The following is a 15065-nucleotide window of genomic DNA, read 5'->3' on the forward strand; positions in this document are numbered from 1 at the left end:
TCGGCCAACCCGAAACAAAATAACTATTTATTCGATTTGTCGCTATATACGAGCAATTCGCCCATACGAATCGTATGCTCAGAATCGGGATTTAGCACCTTGATCCGTACGGTATGCTTACCTTTCGGGAGCTGGTATTTCCAGAATAATTCGTGTCGGCGATGGGTGAAATCGGTTGGTAACTTCGCCGTTTCTACTTTCTGATCGTCGATGTACAACTCAGTATTGAATACGAACGGACTGGTTGATTCCCAGGTACTTTTGGCTTTTGGCTTAGCTTCTCCCCGAAGAGCGAAACCAATTCCCTCAAAGTCGAAGCTGTATTCATTAGTGATGTCTTTGTTGATGCCGCGTGCCAGTACGGGATGGTGGCCCGGAAACGATTGCTCCAGCCGTACCGCTTTAGGAATTTGGGGGGCAATGGTCACCTGATCGCCAGTTACCTTACCGCCATTTCGCTCGATAACTTGCAGGGCATGCTTCAGACTCATAGCATACACATCGTTGAGCGACATGGTTGTGTACTTAAAGTCGATATCTTCGGCTTCTTTCAATCCCTGTTTCCAGTAGGCCGGAATGTTATCATATCCAAGCATGGTGCCCAGAATACCACCTGCCGAAGCGGGGTTACAGTCCGAATCCTGACCGGCGCGGGTGCTGATTTCCATCGTTTTGGTGAAATCGCCTTTGCCATACAGCAACCCCAACACAATGTAAGCGGAGTTGATTTTGGCGTCGATGTCGAACGACCGAAACACGCCATCCGGGCAGCCTACTTCATCCGACCATTTTCGCTGAATTTCGAACCAGTTGCGTTTCCAGTCGTTGGGAAATTGCTCATGCCATTTGATGACGTCGGCAATGCATTGGTAAAAAGTACTTTGGGCGGGAATAACTTTTAACGCTTCCTTCACCACATAATTCACATCGCTGGAGGTGAAGGCCAGCGCATACATTGCGCCTACATACGCGCCACCGTACCAGCCATCGCCGTAATTCATAATATGGCCAATCGGATCCCCAATCTTCACAGCGGTGTTCGGCATACCCGGTGCCATTAGCCCTGAAAAGTCGGCTTCGATCTGGAAATCAATGTCGTCGGCATGCGGATTGTTTAGCCAATGGCCTGATTCTGGAGCTTTCATACCATTGAGAATGTTGTACCGTCCAGCCTGATTGGCGTGCCAGAGCATGTAATCGGCATGGGCGTAGGCATTGGCATGTTCGGCAACGGGAGCATCGATCCCCTTCTTCTCGAACACATCTACAAACGTCAGGTCCATATACAGGTCATCGTACAGGCCCGGATTTTCGGTCATGGTTTTCTTAATGTAGCCGTCGTACCAGGGGATGGGCTGATAGTCGTTGATCATCGTCCCTGTAAACCGGAATTCAGTAGGACCGCCAAACGTGCAGCCAATGACTTGCCCGGCCCAGCCTCCTTTTATTTTGTTCTGGAGTGCCGTTTTTGTCAGGGTTACGGCGGCTGACTTACTGGTTTTGGGAGGAGGACTTGCGGGCGGAATGGCAGGCAGAAAGGCCAGGAGCGATACGAGAAGGGTTTTCATAAAAGGCTTGGCTTACTTAATGAACAATGGGTAATGAACAATGAATAGGACTCTGCTTGGAAAGCCATTATTCATTATTCATTACCCATTGTTCATTACTTATTGTTGCCTACGCCAGTTCTGTTCGAACGCGTTCGAGTAACAATTTGGTGGCTTTGATGCCGTCGGTAGTGGGCAGATAACCCGCCGTTGGGTTGTACATGTTCATCAGGCCCCCTTCGTATTCAATGCCTACGTAACCTTTGAACCCGGCATCTTTAATGATCTTGAACATACGCCGGAAGTCAGTTTCGGTTTCGTTGCCGTTGGCGTCGAACTTATGCGTTTTGGCACTGATTCCTTTGGCGTAGGGCATCATCTTCTTCACCCCTTCGTAGCGGTCGTATTCCTGTAGGCATTTAGTAGCCATAATGCCCTTAATGTCGTTGGTTTCGGGCTTGCTGCGTTGCCGACAGAAGTTACCAAAATCGGGCAGTAGACCGGCGTTGGGCATATTGACTGCTTTCAGAACACCCACCAGCCAGTCAATATCGGTGGAGTTGCCGAAGTGGTTTTCTACGATGACATTCATGTTCTGTTTGGCGGCATATTCGAGCAATTTGTGGTAGCCGTCAGCCGCCGATTTGGCTGCTTCATCGGCGGGGTCGTCGGCCGTACCCGTGATGGCTTTGGATGAATCGCCCAGATTTACCCGAATGGCCGTACACCCCAAAAACTTAGCGGCATCGACCCAGGCATAGTGATCTTCGACAGCTTTCTGACGTTTGGCCGCATCCAGATCGGCAATGTTCGCTCCGTCCACCATAATCAGGTTATTTTTCATGCCCAGATCATCGCAGCGCTGCTTGAGATCTTTCAAATACGCCTGATCCGTATGTTTGTTGTTGAAAAACATCGACACATATTCCAGCACATTGATCCCATAGTCTTTTTTAGTTCGGGCCGGAAAATCGAGGTTAGTCATTTTGCCCGACATGATTTCGGGGAAGAACGAGAACTCGGCCAGCGAAAGCTCGAAATTGAATTTTGTAGGGGCCATATCGGCAAAGGTTCGGGTTGGTAAAACCGACGACAGACCCACTCCGGCGGCTGCCAGGCCAAGTTGATTCAGGAATTGACGACGAGTTTGAGACATGATCGATACAGGTAAAATCAAATCAATGAAAACAGAAGCGCAAATGCGGAAAAGAACGACCGTTCAATACGATAGCAAAAGCCGAAATAACGTATCATCGCGAAAGTTCTATTTTTAAGACAATGATACGTATTTTTGCTCAATGTGTATCTAGTACACACTATATTTATTGGTAGATTTTCTTCATGGAATACAAAAAGGAACTACAGCGGCTTATTGCTGACATCAAGACTAACCATCTGCCATCGGTTTCTATCGACTGTGTCATCTTTGGCTTTCATGACGGACAGCTCAAAGTGCTGTTGCTACGCTGGAAGAACACCAATGAATGGTGCTTGCCCGGCGGCCGTATCCGTAAGGACGAAAACATGGATACGGCCGCCCACCGAAGTTTGCGCGAACGAACCGGACTAAGCGAGATATTTTTGCAACAGTTTCACACGTTTGGCGATATACAGCGCTACAAGCACTTCAACCAGAGCGAAACACTGACCAAACTGGGCCTGCCCGAAGAGGTTGCTAAAGAAGTAGTTATCCGTGATATTTCGGTAGGCTATTATGCGTTGGTCGAATTTGCCAATGTAATTCCTACCCCCGATTTCTTTACTGACGAATGTCGATGGTGGCATATTCATCAGGTTCCGGCGCTTCTGTTCGACCACAACGACATGATTGCATTGGCCCTGAAAACACTCCGTCGGCAACTAAGCTACCAGCCCATCGGCTATAATTTACTGCCCGATAAGTTTACCATGCCCGATTTGCAGCAGTTGTACGAAACCATTCTGGGACAGGCTATGGATCGGCGAAACTTTCAGAAGCGCATGCTCGGTTATGGTATTCTGGAGCGGCTGGATGAGCGCAAAACGGGCGGAGCGCATAAAGCCCCTTATCTGTATCGGTTCGACAAAGCGAACTACGAAAAAGCATTGGAAAACGAATCGTTGTTTACGTCATAGTCCAGAATACAATTCCAGCTTTACTAAAATCTCTTCAATTCAGTCTAATGTCGTACTTTTGACCCTCGCAACTGCGTAATCCTGTGTTTTCTGAAAACCTTACATCAGTTGCCTAGTTAAGATAGCCGTAACATTACCGCGCCGTATGAATACGAAAATTCGGTTAGCCCTCGATCGGACGCCAAATACTAACCATACAGGCTTTTACATAGCCTGTGCCAAAGGAGCTTACCAACAAGCCGGTCTTGATGTAATCTTTATCTCACCCGATCAGGAAAATTACCAGACGGCCCCGGCCCGACGAGTTGCCCAAAACGACGCGGATTTGGCCATTACACCTTCCGAAAGTGTAATCAGTTATCAGACGAATGGTGTGCCTCTTATTGCCGTAGCTACCCTGCTGGCGCGGGACGTAAGTGCCATTGTAACCTTGAAAGAAAGCGGTATTGAACACCCTCGCGAACTGGATGGCAAAGTGTATGCATCGTATGGGGCCAGGTATGAAGAAGATATTATCCGGCAACTGATTCAGAACGACGATGGTCGTGGTCAGTTTGTGGCGCACAAATCGCCCTGGGCAAATATATGGCGTGGGCTGGTAACCCGTGAGGTCGATGCAGCCTGGTGCTGGCTGACCTGGGAAGGGGTAAAAGCGGATATCGATGGCATCGACTTGAACCAGTTTCTGTTCGATGAGTATGAAATTCCATATGGCTACAATCCTGTACTGACTGCCCATCAGGACTGGGCCGAGCAGAATTCAGATGCGCTTCATCGTTTCCTGGAAGCTACGGCCGCTGGTTTCCGGTATGCCGTGAAAAATCCCGACGAAGCCGCCCGTATTCTGATGAAAACGGCCAATCACCCCACCTTGAACAACCGAAATTTTGTGGAGCAAAGCCAGCAGATGGTGTCAGGGTATTATCTGGACGGCGAAGGCCATTGGGGTTTTATGCACCGAACCATCTGGCTTTCGTTCGTCAACTGGATGATCCGCAACCGCATGCTCACCGATGCTAAAGGTGATATTATTCAACGAATGGATGTCGATAGCCTGTTCACCAATAAATTTCTGGAAGGAATCCCGGCTGCAATTCGGTTTTAAAGAACGAAAATAAGCGAGATCGCTACTTCTTCAATTGCCCGTTCAGGATAAAGGCCAGCTCATCAACGGAGAGATCACGGGCTATGATCCGTTTCTGCTGATCGAGTAATACGTTGTCAGGCGTCCGATCAACGTTATAGTAATCTGTTACCTTAGATTGGCCAATGACAGACAGCGCAACCGGCCAGGGTATCTTTTCTGTTTGGAAAGCCTCTTTTGCTGATTTTTGATCAAAAGCACGTGCCACTGTTAGTATTTCCAGACCAAGCGGATGAAAGGTTTGATAGATTTTTCGCAGGGCTTTATGTCTAGGTTTGCGAGAGAGCATAAGAGCGTCCGAAAAATCAATCAGGGTAAGCTTGGAATTTATAGTGGACAATGTGATTGACTCACCTGACAAGGTTGGTAATGTAAAATCAGTAGCAAGTTTTCCGGGTTCTTTGGTCAATAGGTTAACCGCAATTTTCTGATAAGAAGGGTAGGCGCTGAAGATAGCCAACTGGTTAAATAGGCGCTTTGTGGTTGCAAAAGGAAAACCTGTGTAATGGGTGGCGAATAAATACCAGCTAGAGGGCAAAACTGGGTTGTCCTGTATCATAGCGGCTATACTTTTGCTATAAGCCTGGTGTAACGAATCGGCAAGTTCAATGTACCGCATTAATGAATCCTCCGAAGTAGCTGAAATTGGAAAAGAGGGCATTAGCTCGGTATTTGATTCGCTTTGCTGATGTAGCAAGTCACGTTGCTGGCGCCATAATTCGCTACTAGGCGAACCCGAAATGAGAATAGGAATACTAGATTGCGGGTCGAATGCGATATTGATCTGTGGAGAGTCGATCAGAAAATGAATATCTTTTGGATTGCCTTCTATCCAGATATAGGCTGAACACAGGTCGGTGCTATTGACCGTAAATGTTACACGTCGGTTAATGATAAAAGCTGTATCAACTTGAATAGGTTGATCGATTGACCGACTAATCAGTTTCGTCTCTTTGCCTTCCCAGGCTGCTGGAAAATAACAATCAATTCGACTGGTAAGCTGAGCGTTTGAGATCGATAGACTACTGAAAAACAGACTCAGCAAAAGCCAGCTTATCCTTGAAGTCAGGTTTGGCATGGGAGAATCGTAGATTGGCTTGGAATGACTAAAGATTGCTTTTACACACCTTTCAATCAGCCTATTAACGATTTCTTTTTTGAGAATTATACCTTTCTGGGATAATTACCCGCCAATGGTCGCCATCGACTCGGTGACGGTAGCTCGTTGGTTTTCGGCTTCAAAGCCGTTGCGGGGCCGGTGAGCGAAGGCTTGTAAAAAAGCCGCTGTCAGTTCTTCGTCGGAGGCACCATTTCGGAGCAACGCCCGAATATCCAGAACACCGTTGTCGTAAAGGCAGGTTTTCAGCGTACCCTGTGCCGTCAGGCGGATTCGGTTGCAGGTGCCACAAAAGGTTCGACTAAAGGCAGCAATGACCCCAATAGTCCCCTGATGACCCGGAATCTGGTAATTAGCCGACGTAGAAAACGGCGGGTCGGGTAGTTTTTGGATGTCGGGGAAGTGCGACCGGATTTCGCTGACGATCCGTTGGTGGGTCCAGTGCAGAACCGGATAATGACTTCCCTCCCCATTGAACGGCATCTCTTCAATAAACCGAACATCGACGGGTAGTTGCCGGGTAAGCTCGGTCAGTGGAACCAGGTCCTCTATATTCTGCCCTTCCATAACTACCGCATTGATCTTCGTCTGGATGCCCGCTTCAAGGAGAGCGTCAAGCGTTTTCAGAACAGCAGGGAGTTCATCGCGTCGGGTAATTTTTCGGAAGCGCTCCCGGTCAAGAGTATCCAGGCTTAAATTTACCGATCGGATGCCAAGCGCTGCCAGATCGGCAACGTGCGGAGCGGTCAGCACACCATTGGTCGTAAGTGACAAATCGGTTAATCCGTCGATAGCGGCCAGTTGATGCAGAAACGGCATCAGACCCGCCCGGACAAACGGTTCGCCACCCGTAATCCGTACCTTCTGAACGCCTAACCGGGCCAGTATACGCACCACTCGTTCCATTTCTTCATAGGTAAGTACCTGATGTTTGGGCAAATACTTAATTCCTTCTTCGGGCATACAGTAAAAGCACCGCAGGTTACAGCGGTCGGTTACGGCCAGTCGAAGGTACGTAATGGGGCGATTGTGATTGTCGTAGATCATGCGTACGGGACTAACACAAAATTACAGATTTTGATTGCATATCCGAAAGCTCATTATCCACGTGGCATGGTGGCCCGGCCCAGATAAATTTCATCCCCTTTCAGCGTAAGTGTAGTGTAGAATCGATAGCCGTTATCAACGTAGCGTACCATCACCTGACTGGTCTGATCGGGTCGGGCGTAAGCTTTTGTGGCTGCTATGAGGATCTGGTTTCCATTGGTGATTGCCCGCACAAAAGGTAAACTACGGGTTTTGAGTTGATTGGCGTTGTATTTATACCAGGTTCGACCACCATCGTACGAGCATTCGGTGGCTTCGTTCAGATAGGTTTCGCGTCCGTTGAACAGGTCGCCATGATGTTTGAATAATCGCCAGAGACCATGTACATAATGCTCGTAGCAGGCGTAGTTGCGGTCGTTACCCAGACCCGTGAGCGCCGGATCGGTCGGGGAGGGCTGATCGGGAATCAGGTCGGTATGATCATCCCATAATAAAACGCCATAAGCGCCTGTAAACCAATAAAAAATACCCATACCTTCAGAAACGGCAGGAGGGGTCGGGTGTTCGGCTTTGGCGCTACCCGGAAATTCGGCGTTCTGGGTGTTGAACAGCCAGTGCCAGGCAATCCGTTTTTTGGGCGATAACTTCATATTTACCTCCTGTTCACCCAGCAAGGCTGCCAGCCAATGTCGGTCGCCATCGCTATTGTGTTGGGCCGAATAGTCCAGCTCAGGATACAAATAGTAGGTTCCGGGCATCAGAAAATCGGCATAGTCCGAATAGGTTTTGCCAATCAGATTGTCGGGTAGGCCACGCTGACGACTGGAAGCCGTATGGCGTACGGGCATCGTCAGAAACTCATCGACACCTGCCTGGTAATCGGCCGTACGGGAGTACCCGTAACTATTGTGGGCCACCGGATCAATAGAACCGACCAGGGTCTGCGAACTAGCGTTTTCTTTAATCGTCTTTGTCAGATACGTATATAAGTTTACCTGCTCCTGTAAGTTTTTGATCCCGTAGTTGTTCTCAATATCCAGGAAAATCAGCCCATACGTACTTTTCCAGCCCGTTGGTGGGCAGTCGCCGAAGCCAACGCAGTTGCCGCTTAGTTCCATGGCCGATTGAAAAATCGTTTGGCGATTGACGGGCCCATTCGCACGCGGAGCAGCCACTCGGTAAAGGGTCTGGTCGGCTTTTCCATTGTCGTCTGACCAGCCCAGTCCGAAGGAGTCCCTGAAATAGCCCCTATAGAGGATATTAGCACGCTGACTGATCTGTAACGTACTTTTCCAGCCGGCGGTTGGGTATGAATCGCCCCCCCATATTTCAACATTGGGAATCATGCGGCTCCGTTCAACGGCCGTAAAACCTCGTCGGAAGATTTTCGTCGGGTCTTGTTTGACATGCAGATTTCGCCCGGCTCCACAAAAGGTAATAGACTTGGTCGATGGGATCGTAAAGTCGCTGACGACATCCAGACTATAAAAACCCTTGCGCGTGCTGGGGGTGAATCGGGAACGGGGGGTAGGCGACAAAGCTGTTTGCTGAGGTAGATTCCCAACCAATTGAACACCCACTACTGGTTCGGGTATCCGATTACGAACATACCAGACACCTGCGCCGAACAGGCTGATTAAAAACGCGAGACTGAAAAATTTCATAATGGCTTAATCAGACGAATTGGTAGTACCGACAATAAAGGTCGGTAATAGTTTTTAAGGTTAAAACGGTAATTGATATACAGTATTCTGTTCGCGATTTACAGGTTAGGGTTGATTGTGACAAAAGACTATATCAGGTCACCAAATTTGCTCCCCATAAACTTTGTTCTGAATACCATTAACAAATTGGCATACATTTTGGTACAGCAGGTTACCGGATGCTCAACCCCGTAACTTGATGCGAATAGGTGTACTTCTTTATTTACTCCTAAACAGTTGCCTTTGTTTGGCACAGGATTGGACCTTCTATGGTTTCTTTCCGGCTATCTCACAGTCGGGCAATGTTGGTAAGAAATTTCAATACAACATGTATGTGTCGGCAACGATCGATGCCTTTCATCAGACAATTGCCGAAAAAGAGTATCCAGCCACGGCTTTACAGTATTATATACAGCCGAGTATCAATTATAAACTCCTGCCCAATGTACAGCTTGGCGTAGGCTATGCCTATGTGAAACATAACCTGTTTGGCCTGCATGTCAATGAAAACCGCTTGTGGGCGCAGGCAGTGGCTACGCACGATGTACCGGCATTAGGGCGGCTAAAATTGTCGCACCGATTGCGCTATGAAGAGCGTTACCCGCTGAATATGAGGAACAACCAGTGGTCGTACGCAACTTTATTTCGGTATCAGATAGGCGCCAATTTACCCCTGTATGACCCGAAGGTTAAGAAGACTGGGTTTTATGCATCCGCGTCAAACGAGGCTTTCCTTTGCCTGACTGGAGCGGTAAATAGTCCGATCAGCTCGAAAAACGCGTTCTTTGGCGAAAACTGGATGTACGGTGGATTAGGCTATAATACCCGAAAATTTGGTAAGATCGAACTGGGTTATATGTTTCAGAATCTGATTCGAAACCCGCAGCAGGATCATCGTTATTTGCACCTGATACAGGCTACCTGGGCAGCTAGTTTCGACCTGTCAGAACTGGGCGTATGGCTATATACCCCCTAAAAAAAGTAGATTAAAAAATATTTACTGTGTAATGGCATAAGTTTTGTTCGAGATTTAGTATTATTTTTGGGAAAAATTTACTGAACGTAATTGAAGAAAGTTGTCTCCATCGGTCTCTTTGCCCTTCTGGTGTACCACACACTAGCCTACGTGCTCGTGTTCGTGGGGAGCTGGTGGCAGGCAGAGCATGATTTGTCGGAGCGGCTGTCGGTCTATCGTTCGGTCGATAGCATCGTTGAGTTTGAAATTCCGCTGAAAGACAAGCTTGATGCCAGTGCTCTTACGCGAACCACGTCTGACGGGTTTAGTTACCGGGGCCACTACTATTCGGTGGTTAGTCTCGAAATACAGGGTGATCAACTACATATTGCCGCCCTGGAAACCGAAAGTCGGTCGTTTTGGAAAAGTGATTTACTCTCCTTTCTGAATGAACACGTAACCGGCACTACCGAATCGAATCGGAAGGCCAACCAACTGCTGAAATTTCTGCTGAAAGAATACTCGCCAAGTCCGCGAGCTGTTTTTAATTTTCTTGCTCCTCAATGGCGCGAATCGATTCGCATCCCCGAACATCTGTTCGTTTTTGCTGCCCGCGCCCTACCTGTTCATTCGCCCCCGCCCGAAATCTGAGGGAAATTGCCAATCGTGTACACAGGGTTGTTAGGCTGTTTCAAGTCTAAGGTTTCATGTTTCTGCTGTTGTAGAACAATCAGTATGATGTCCTTGAGATCGTCGGGCTTGTAACGTCCTTCTATTCCTGCATTTCGGTCTTGCTGGCTCGTTTGTGGCCCTCACAAAGGATACACACGCTGTTTGATGCGCTGCGCATTGGCAACGGACCGGTTGGTTTATAGCTGATTCTGTCACTACACGATGGCTTCTTTACGGACTATACAGTAGGCTCGTTCGTGGCTTAGGTTGGTTTTTAGGCCAGCCCGTGCCAGCGTTTCGCGCTATCGTATGCATTCCTAATTGATTAAATCAATTTCCATTCAGACAATTTTTCAGGCATGAAACCTATTTCTACTATCGTTCTGGCGGTAGCCTATATACTATTTTCGAACAGTACAACAAAAGCGCAGGGCTGTGTAGCCGTTCGGCACATGAGTTGCGCAGCTCCGGCGGGTTCGGCCGATTATTTCAAACAGCGCAACGGCCACTGGCAGGTGTCGGCAGGCTATCGCTATTTCCGTTCATACAAACATTTTGTAGGCGACGCTGAACAGACGCAACGCGTTGAGCAGGGTACTAACGTCATCAACGTATCGCACGCCATAGACTTGGGTATCACCTATATGGTCAATCAGCGACTATCGTTCTCGGTTAATCTGCCAATTCAATACAATGACCGCTCCTCCCTGTACGAACATTATGGCAATTCGATTGCTCAAAACCCTGAGCAGAAACGGTTTCATACCGGCTCGCAGGGCATTGGCGATCTGCGGATCTCGGGTAGCTACTGGCTCGTCAATCCGGCAAAACTACCGAAGGCAAATATTGCTGCTGGGCTGGGCGTGAAACTACCAACGGGCGACTATGGAGTAACCGATAATTTTCACAAGCTTACGAAGGAAGGAATTGACTACACAATCAATCAGCCGGTCGATCAGTCGATCCAACTGGGTGATGGTGGGGTAGGTGTGAGCGTTGAATTACAGGGATATGCATCGCTGAACAGCACATTGACGGCCTATGCTAACGGATTCTATCTGTTCAATCCCCGCGAAACGAACAGCACAGTTCGGAACCCAACCGCAACCACAATCGATTTAGTAACAGGCAAGTTCTCCGTAGCTGACCAGTTTGCGGCTCGTATTGGGTTAAGTCAGTCGATTAAGGCGATTCCGGGTCTGGCAGTTATGCTGGGTGGCCGTGTCGAAGGTGTACCGGCTATCGATGCTTTTGGCGGCAGTTCAGGTTTCCGTCGTCCGGGTTATATCGTATCAGTTGAACCCGGTCTTTCCTACATGCGGAACAAAACGACTGTAGCCGCTACGATGCCCTGGGCTGTTTATCGGAACCGGATCAAGAGCTACTCCGATCGGTTAGATCCACTGGGTGTACGCCAGGGTGATGCCGCTTTTGCCGATTACCTGGTATCGATAAACGTATCTCGCTGGTTTTAAGCTTTCTGCTAAGCGCTTTTGAAGAGGTCGGCGATCCGCTTCTGTCCCTCACTAACTATTTCTACTTATTACAGAACGTAATTGTACAACATGAATACAATGCTAAAAAGTCTTGCTTTGGCGGGGCTGCTGGTCTCGTCTGCGGCAAAAGCACAGATGCCGAACGATGCCATTTATATGGGTAAAAAACAACTCTGCGTAGCGGGCATGTATGGCTATAGCTCCTGGAGTCAATATTGGGAGAATACCCTCAAACGGGAAAACTTTAACATCGGTACACATACCACGCAAAGTGTGATGGTTATGCCAGCCTACGGCATCAGCAACCGGGTCAATGTGATCCTGAGCCTGCCGTATGTCTGGACGAGCACCAGCGCCGGTAATCTGATGGGCCAGCATGGTATTCAGGATTTGTCGGCGTGGTTGAAAATGAAGGTGGTGAAAGCCGGAGGTTTTTCGCTCAATGCGATTGTCGGTGGATCGATTCCTGTTGGAAATTACGTGCCTAGTTTCTTGCCGATGTCAATTGGGTTGCAGTGCCGTACGTTTACCGGCCGGTTGCTGGCTAGTTACAGAGAACCCAGAACAGGCATCTATCTGACGGGGCATGGAAGCTACGGCTGGCGGAGCAACATCACCATCGACCAGAACTCCTATCAGGCCGACGACCGGGTCTACAATACCGATCAGGTACTGGTGCCCAACACCTACGATGTGGCCGTTCGGTTGGGCGTTCAGCGGAAAGGTTGGCAAACAGAAGTGTGGGCCGAACGCAGTTCCTGCCTGAGTGGCGACAACATCCGCCGAAATGATATGCCGTTCCCAACCAACAACATGCAGGCTACCACGGTGGGCTGGTACGGCAAAGTGCAGCCGCGCAACATCGGTGTGAATGCCCGCGTCGGCTATGTAGTCGATGGAATGAATGTAGGTCAGAGCACCAGCTACATGGTCGGTCTGTTGTACCAAATCAATTTCAACAAATAAGTCAAGCCGTAACACATAATGAAAAACGCATATAAACTTCTCTTTTTCGGTAGCCTGGTTGCGGGACTGTCTGTTTCGATTGTTTCCTGCGACAAAAGCATATCCGAACCTCAACGCGTAGGCTATACCCCAGCCAACGTTGATGAAAAAGCGGGTAGTTGGAAAACCTATGTGCTGACGGCTCCTACCGATGTTACGGTAGCGGCTCCTAAAGCTACCTCGTCGGCGGAGTACCAAGCCGAGCTTACCGATTTGAAATCGAAATCGGCCAGCCTGACTCAGGAGCAGCAGGAAGCAGTCGTGTATTGGGGAACCGGAGCCGTGTACCGCTGGAACGAAATTGCCCGCGAACTGGCCGCCCGGTATAATGTTCCACCGGCGTCAACGGCGGATGGAAAATATCCTGTACCCGATGCTGCCAACCCCCTGGCTGATCCGAAGTTCCCGTTTGCCAATCCACCCTATGCCGCTCGGGCACTGGCGTACCTGAGTGTGGCCCAGTATGATGCGCTGGTAGCTGCCTGGAACTACAAATACCAGTTTAAGCGGTCGGCACCTTCGAAAGTGGATGCTACCGTTCGGGTGGCGTTGCCAACATCGACCATTCCTACCTATCCGTCGGAAGATGCGGTTGTTGCGGCAGCATCGTACGTGGTGCTGAAAGCAATGTTCCCCGGTGAAGTTCCTTTTCTGGATGCTAAACTGGCCGAACATCAGAACAGCCGATTGTGGGCGGGTATGAACGTGCAGAGCGATCTGACGGCGGGTGCTGATCTGGGTAATCAGGTGGCTGCCAAAGTGATGGCTCGTGCCAAAACCGATGGGATGAGTGCATCCAACAACCAGGCACTCACCGCTGGTATGATCGAAGTAGCTAAAGCGCAGGGACTGAGTGAAGTGTGGCTAAGTCAGGAAAGCCCGATTCGTCCGCCTATGCTGCCAAACTATGGTGCAGTATCAACCTGGAATTTCGATGCGGCTACCAAAGTGAAGCTTCGTCCGGGACCACCGCCAGCGCTGAATAGTGCGGAGTTTACCAAAGCACTTGATGAACTAAAAGCTATAAATAAAAGTCAGACGCGCGAACAGGCCCGTATTGCCAACTACTGGGCCGATGGAGCCGGGACCTACACTCCTCCGGGCCACTGGCTACGTACTGCCGCCAATGCGGCCAGCGAAGCAAAGTATAGTGAGGTGCGTATGGCACGTACATTGGCTTTGGTCGGTACATCGCTGATGGATGCCGGTATCTGCTGCTGGGATACGAAGTTCTATTACTACTACCCCCGTCCGCAGCAGTTCGGAGTAAAAACATCCGTTGGTCTGCCAAACTTCCCGTCGTATACCTCAGGCCACTCGACGTTCTCGGCGGCTGCGGCTACGGTATTGGGTAGCATCTTTCCAGATCGGGCCGATGAGTTCTGGGCTCAGGCACAGGAAGCGTCAAACTCCCGGATTTATGGACTGATTCACTACCGGTTCGATTGCACAGTAGGACTCGAATGCGGTAAGAATATCGGCACGTACGCGGTGAATCGTGGGAAAGCAGACGGATCGGGACTATAATTAAAGAGTGAATGAGCGAAAGAGCGAATAGCTGGCGCAAGAACTTCGCTCCACTTCGGCGGTCCGCTCTTTCACTCAATCACTCATTGATATATGCCACACATCCCACTTCCTGAGCAGTTACCCGGTATTACCGGCCTGCTTGAATATCGTCTGGATACCGCTATGCCGATTCGGGAACTCACGCAGATTCTGCTGCGGGGAGAGTCTACCTTATCGACCGGTGAGCGTGAGCTGATTGCGGCCCTGGTATCGTCGCGCAATTGTACGGCCTTCTGCGAAGCGGCTCATACAAAAGCGGCTGATATTCTATTGGGTGACGATGAAACGGCCCGCGCTGTGAAGCAGAACGTTGAAACAGCTCCAATAAGCGAGAAAATGAAAGCCTTACTTCAGATTGCAGCCCTTACCCAGCAAAGTGGAAGTGCCGTAACGACCGAGGCTGTTTCTCGCGCCCGTGAAGCAGGTGCCACCGACCGCGAAATTCATGATACTGTCCTGATTGCGGCTCTGTTCTGCCTGTATAATAAGTATGTTGATGGTTTGGCGACCATTGCTCCCTCCGACCCGGCTTTTTATCAAACGCTGGGTGAGCGAATTACGGGTAGGGGGTATGTGCGTCCGCCAGGTGGTTACCCTATTCAAACACACTAGTTGATTACCGTCAGGCTGTATTGGCCTGACAGCCTGGAAAATCAATTTTCTCATTTCATGAAGTGCGTTTCGCCGACTGAAAA

General features: G+C 49.4%; 13 protein-coding genes. 8 read left to right on the forward strand and 5 right to left on the reverse strand.

Going from position 1 to position 15065, the window contains the following annotated elements:
• Positions 1-23: 23 nt before the first annotated feature.
• Both ACYVFD_RS08015 and ACYVFD_RS08020 read right to left on the reverse strand, forming a co-directional pair.
• Positions 24-1568 (reverse strand): ADP-ribosylglycohydrolase family protein, encoded by a 1545-nt coding sequence (locus ACYVFD_RS08015; protein WP_461089344.1) that lies wholly within the window; start codon positions 1566-1568, stop codon positions 24-26.
• Between the two features lie 109 nt (positions 1569-1677).
• Positions 1678-2703 carry a sugar phosphate isomerase/epimerase family protein gene (locus tag ACYVFD_RS08020; protein WP_461089345.1) on the reverse strand — a complete coding sequence of 342 codons (1026 nt, stop codon included), beginning with the start codon at positions 2701-2703 and terminating at the stop codon, positions 1678-1680.
• Positions 2704-2888: 185 nt separating this feature from the next.
• Here ACYVFD_RS08020 and ACYVFD_RS08025 point away from each other — a divergent pair, with 185 nt between their 5' ends.
• Both ACYVFD_RS08025 and ACYVFD_RS08030 read left to right on the forward strand, forming a co-directional pair.
• Positions 2889-3662 carry an NUDIX hydrolase gene (locus tag ACYVFD_RS08025; RefSeq protein ID WP_461089346.1) on the forward strand — a complete coding sequence of 258 codons (774 nt, stop codon included), beginning with the start codon at positions 2889-2891 and terminating at the stop codon, positions 3660-3662.
• A gap of 145 nt (positions 3663-3807) precedes the next feature.
• Positions 3808-4767: an ABC transporter substrate-binding protein gene (locus ACYVFD_RS08030; protein ID WP_461089347.1), complete on the forward strand. Its 960-nt coding sequence runs from the start codon at positions 3808-3810 to the stop codon at positions 4765-4767.
• A 22-nt stretch (positions 4768-4789) separates the two neighbouring features.
• On the opposite strand, the gene ACYVFD_RS08035 is transcribed toward ACYVFD_RS08030, so the two are convergent.
• The 3 genes from ACYVFD_RS08035 to ACYVFD_RS08045 all read right to left on the reverse strand — a co-directional run bounded on the left by ACYVFD_RS08035 (position 4790) and on the right by ACYVFD_RS08045 (position 8634).
• Positions 4790-5884, reverse strand: a complete 1095-nt coding sequence (locus ACYVFD_RS08035) for a DUF4369 domain-containing protein (RefSeq protein WP_461089348.1) — start codon at positions 5882-5884, stop codon at positions 4790-4792.
• Between the two features lie 105 nt (positions 5885-5989).
• A complete protein-coding gene (gene moaA / locus ACYVFD_RS08040; protein WP_461089349.1) occupies positions 5990-6970 on the reverse strand; it encodes a GTP 3',8-cyclase MoaA in 981 nt (326 codons plus the stop codon).
• Between the two features lie 53 nt (positions 6971-7023).
• On the reverse strand, positions 7024-8634 hold the full coding sequence (locus ACYVFD_RS08045; protein ID WP_461089350.1) for a hypothetical protein: 1611 nt from the start codon (positions 8632-8634) through the stop codon (positions 7024-7026).
• A gap of 286 nt (positions 8635-8920) precedes the next feature.
• Here ACYVFD_RS08045 and ACYVFD_RS08050 point away from each other — a divergent pair, with 286 nt between their 5' ends.
• From ACYVFD_RS08050 to ACYVFD_RS08075, 6 genes are all read left to right on the forward strand, one after another.
• Positions 8921-9649 carry a DUF2490 domain-containing protein gene (locus tag ACYVFD_RS08050; protein ID WP_461089351.1) on the forward strand — a complete coding sequence of 243 codons (729 nt, stop codon included), beginning with the start codon at positions 8921-8923 and terminating at the stop codon, positions 9647-9649.
• A 90-nt stretch (positions 9650-9739) separates the two neighbouring features.
• Positions 9740-10279 carry a hypothetical protein gene (locus ACYVFD_RS08055; RefSeq protein ID WP_461089352.1) on the forward strand — a complete coding sequence of 180 codons (540 nt, stop codon included), beginning with the start codon at positions 9740-9742 and terminating at the stop codon, positions 10277-10279.
• A 380-nt stretch (positions 10280-10659) separates the two neighbouring features.
• Positions 10660-11775 (forward strand): hypothetical protein, encoded by a 1116-nt coding sequence (locus ACYVFD_RS08060; protein WP_461089353.1) that lies wholly within the window; start codon positions 10660-10662, stop codon positions 11773-11775.
• A 90-nt stretch (positions 11776-11865) separates the two neighbouring features.
• Positions 11866-12762, forward strand: coding sequence for a hypothetical protein (locus tag ACYVFD_RS08065; RefSeq protein ID WP_461089354.1), 897 nt, complete (start codon positions 11866-11868; stop codon positions 12760-12762).
• 18 nt (positions 12763-12780) lie between these two features.
• Complete coding sequence (locus ACYVFD_RS08070) at positions 12781-14328, forward strand: vanadium-dependent haloperoxidase (protein ID WP_461089355.1); 1548 nt, start codon at positions 12781-12783, stop codon at positions 14326-14328.
• A gap of 93 nt (positions 14329-14421) precedes the next feature.
• Positions 14422-14982, forward strand: a complete 561-nt coding sequence (locus ACYVFD_RS08075) for a carboxymuconolactone decarboxylase family protein (protein WP_461089356.1) — start codon at positions 14422-14424, stop codon at positions 14980-14982.
• Positions 14983-15065: the final 83 nt, after the last annotated feature.

The organism is Spirosoma gilvum (assembly GCF_054776815.1).